Source organism: Pigmentiphaga sp. (assembly GCF_019689535.1).
GTDB lineage: Bacteria > Pseudomonadota > Gammaproteobacteria > Burkholderiales > Burkholderiaceae_B > Pigmentiphaga.
Genome location: NZ_JADGHH010000265.1, coordinates 1 through 3,863 on the forward strand (window position 1 = coordinate 1; position 3,863 = coordinate 3,863).

The 3,863-nt window shown below is 65.1% G+C and carries 3 protein-coding genes; 1 reads left to right on the forward strand and 2 read right to left on the reverse strand.

Going from position 1 to position 3,863, the window contains the following annotated elements; all coding sequences use genetic code 11:
- Both recG and IRZ12_RS16350 read right to left on the reverse strand, forming a co-directional pair.
- The coding region (gene recG, locus IRZ12_RS16345) for an ATP-dependent DNA helicase RecG (RefSeq protein WP_296470735.1) at positions 1-1,740 on the reverse strand (1,740 nt) is incomplete at its 3' end.
- A 10-nt stretch (positions 1,741-1,750) separates the two neighbouring features.
- On the reverse strand, positions 1,751-2,140 hold the full coding sequence (locus IRZ12_RS16350; protein WP_296470739.1) for a Rid family detoxifying hydrolase: 390 nt from the start codon (positions 2,138-2,140) through the stop codon (positions 1,751-1,753).
- Positions 2,141-2,340: 200 nt separating this feature from the next.
- Between IRZ12_RS16350 and IRZ12_RS16355 the strand changes: the two genes are divergently transcribed.
- Positions 2,341-3,863 (forward strand): APC family permease (locus IRZ12_RS16355; RefSeq protein ID WP_296470742.1); only part of this gene is annotated, 1,523 nt, incomplete at its 3' end.

Genomic DNA, 3,863 nt, shown 5'->3' on the forward strand with positions numbered 1-3,863 from the left:
GCTCCCCACCCTCCCCCTGAGCTGATGCAGCTGGGCCAGGCCGAAGCGTTCGGCGTGCTCGATGACCATGAGCGAAGCATTGGGAACGTCGACCCCGACCTCGATCACCGTGGTGGCGACCAATAGGTCCAGCTCCCCGCGCTTGAAGGCATCCATGACCGCGGCCTTCTCAGCCGCCGGCAGGCGGCCGTGCATCAGTCCGACCCGGCATTCCGGAAGGGCATGCCTCAGCGCCTCGTAGGTGTCGACAGCCGTCTGCAGCTCCAGCGTCTCGCTTTCCTCTACGAGCGGACACACCCAGTACACCTGCCTGCCCGTCCGCGCCGCCTCGCGGATGCGCGCAATGACCTCTTCGCGGCGCGCCTCGGACAAGAGCTTCGTGATGACGGGCACGCGCCCCGGCGGCAATTCGTCGATGACCGAAACGTCCAGGTCCGCGAAAAAAGTCATCGCCAAGGTACGTGGAATGGGCGTGGCAGACATCATCAACTGATGGGGAAACTCGTCGGCCCCGCCCCCCTTGTTGCGCAGCGCGAGACGCTGGCCCACGCCGAAACGGTGCTGCTCATCGACGATCGACAGCCCGAGGCGGGCGAATTGGACGTGCTGCTGGATCAAGGCCTGGGTGCCGACTGCCAAGTGCGCCTCGCCGCTTTCGATCATGGCCGCCGCCTCCCGGCGAGCCTTGGGCGCGAGGCTGCCCGTCAACCAGGCCACCTTCACCGACAACGGTTCGAGCCAGTCCACCAGTTTGCGGAAATGCTGTTCGGCCAGGATTTCCGTCGGCGCCATCAAAGCCGCCTGGTAACCGTTGTCAATGGCCTGGGCTGCTGCCAACGCGGCCACCACCGTCTTGCCACTGCCCACGTCTCCCTGCAACAAGCGCTGCATGGGATGGGGCTTGGACAGGTCCGCCGCGATCTCGCTCCTGACGCGCTGCTGGGCGCCCGTAAGTGCGAACGGCAGGGTATGCAAAAGGCGGTTGACCAGGCTGTCCGGGGCGTCCGAGGGAGGCAACGGCGGCGCGCGTTTTTCCCGGCGCGCCGCGCGCGCGCGCGCCAGCGAGAGCTGCTGCGCCAGTAGTTCGTCGAACTTGATGCGCAGCCAGGCGGGATGCGCCCGGTCGACAAGCGACTGGGTCGCGACGTCCGGGGGCGGCGCATGGAGCAGCCGAACCGCCTCCTCGAACGCCATCAAGCCATAGCGCTCCCGCAGCCAAGCAGGCAGGGTATCGCTCAGGTCCGCCTGCTCCAGCGCATTCGCGATCGCTTTGCGCAGCGCAGACTGGGGCAACCCTTCCGTCGTCGGATAGACGGGCGTGAGCCGGTCCGGCAGAGGCGTATGTTCATCGGCCACGGTGACGCGCGGATGCACCATCTCCATGCCGAAAAACCCGCCTCTCGCCTCCCCCCGGGCCCGGACCCGGCGCCCGGCGGCCAACTGCTTTTGCTGGCTGGGATAAAAGTTGAGAAAGCGCAGGCCGAGCTCCCCAGTGTCGTCCTGGATCGCGGCCACCAGCTGCCGGCGGGGACGGTAAGTGACTTCGCAGCGCGTCACGACCCCTTCGACCTGCGCCCACATGCCCGGCAGCAACCTCCCGATGGGGGTCAGCCGGGTTTCGTCTTCATAGCGGATGGGCAGGTGCAAGACGAAGTCGTCCGCACCGGACAGGCCCAGCTTGCGCATTTTGCGCTGCAGCGGCGTCAGCCCGGTGTCGTCGGAAGCTGCCTGCAAGTCCATCCCCCGTCGATTACACCACCAGCACCGCCTCGACCTCGAACTCTGCGCCTTTGGGCAGGGCGGCCACCCCTACCGTGGACCGGGCGGGGAACGGCTGGGGAATGAGTTCTGCCATGATCTCGTTGACGACGCCGAACTTGGACAGGTCCGTCAAGAACAAGGTGAGCTTGACGATCTGGTCGAGCGAGCCGCCTGCTTCGCGCACGACGGCGGCCATGTTGGCGAACGCCTGCCTCACCTGCGCCTCGAAGCTGGACGCCTCGAGTTCACCGGTGGCGGGCACCAGACCGATCTGGCCGGACAAATAAACCGTCCGGCCGGCCGCGGGAACCGCGACCGCCTGGGAATAGGGCCCGACGGCAGCGGGCGCTGCATCGGTGTGAATGATTTGCTTGCTCATGCTTACCTCGAGAATACGGCTGGAGGGGAACCGGTCGGCACCCATGCATAAAGCTATCAGAAATTCGATTGCAATAGTTAGCGGCCCTGCCAGGGGTAACAATTTCCTTGTTGATAGAATGGCCTGCCGAGCGAGATCCCCCGCGGCGTGCCGTTGCGCCGCGCAATGCTGAACGGACAAGCCGCAGAATCCCTTTTCGTATGAAACCATCGTCATGGCGCGAACGCCTGCTGGGCAAGGCTCGCGACCCGTTGTCGCCCGAGACCCGGCATTCGATCGCGCTGGCCGCCATCGTGGCCTGGATCAGCCTCGGTGCAGACGGACTCTCCTCTTCGTCTTACGGACCCGAAGAAGCCTTCCGCGCGCTGGGAAACTACACCCACCTCGCCCTTTTCCTGGCCATCGCCACGGCGATCACGGTCTTCGTGGTCGCGCTCGCCTACAACCAAGTCATCGAGCTCTTTCCGACCGGGGGCGGCGGCTACCGTGTCTCGACCGCGCTGCTGGGCCCTTCCGCCGGCCTGCTGTCCGGATCGGCCCTGATCGTGGATTATGTGCTGACCATAGCGATTTCGGTTGCCGCCGGCACCGATGCCCTGTTCTCGCTGCTCCCGCTCGGCTGGCAGCCCTACAAGATCTGGGCCGCCTGTGCGATGGTGCTTTTCCTGCTCTGGCTGAATCTGCGCGGCGCCAAGGAAAGCGTGAAGGTGCTGCTGCCTATCTTCGCCGGCTTCGTCCTCACTCACGCCGCATTGATTGCATGGGGCATTTTCGCGCACGCCGAAGGGCTGCCGCTGCTGATTCCCAACACCCTGCGGGAAGTCCGCGAACTCACCCACGAGGCGGGCTGGTTCTTCGTACTGGCGGTGTTCCTGAAAGCCTACTCGCTGGGCGGCGGCACCTACACCGGGATCGAGGCAGTATCGAACAACGTCGACCGGCTCGCCGAACCGGTCGTCCGCACGGGCAAGCTGACCATGCTGCTCATGGCCATCAGCCTCGCCTTCACCGCCGCCGGCATCATCCTGCTCTACCTATTGTGGAATGCGGCGCCGGTCGAAGGCCAAACGCTCAACGCGGTGGTTTTCGGCGACGTGCTGCGGGAAATGGGTTTCGACGGCACTGACCTCTTCGTCGCGCTGGCCGCGGTATTGACCTGCGAAGCGGGCCTGCTATTCGTGGCCGCCAACACGGGTTTCCTGGGCGGTCCGTCGGTCCTCGCCAACATGGCGTCGGACTCATGGATGCCGCACCGGTTCCGCTACTTGTCGAACCGCCTGGTAACCGAAAACGGCATCCTGCTGATGGGCGTGGGCGCCCTCATCATCCTGCTCCTGACCGGAGGCAAGGTTTCGGTGCTGGTGGTGCTCTATTCCATCAACGTGTTCCTGACGTTCAGCCTCTCGCTGGCAGGCCTGTCGAGCTACTGGATACGCAACCGCGACAAGCCCGTCTACAAGAAACACTGGAAACGACGACTCGCGCTTTCGCTCGGCGCACTGACCATCACCAGCGCCATCCTGGTGATCACCATCTTCGAGAAATTCTTCGAGGGAGGATGGGCCACGCTGCTCATCACCAGCGTACTCGTGGTGATCTCCCTCGGCATTCGCGCACATTACCGGGAAACGCGGCGCCGCATCGCGGCGATCGACGAAATCTTCGCGGGCCAGGCCTTCGGCTCGGACTGCACGCCCCCGCCCCTGGACCCCCAGGCTCCCAC

Excerpts from the sequence above, each read along its gene's own strand:
- IRZ12_RS16350 (WP_296470739.1), bottom strand. The coding sequence starts at position 2,140 with ATGAGCAAGCAAATCATTCACACCGATGCAGCGCCCGCTGCCGTCGGG.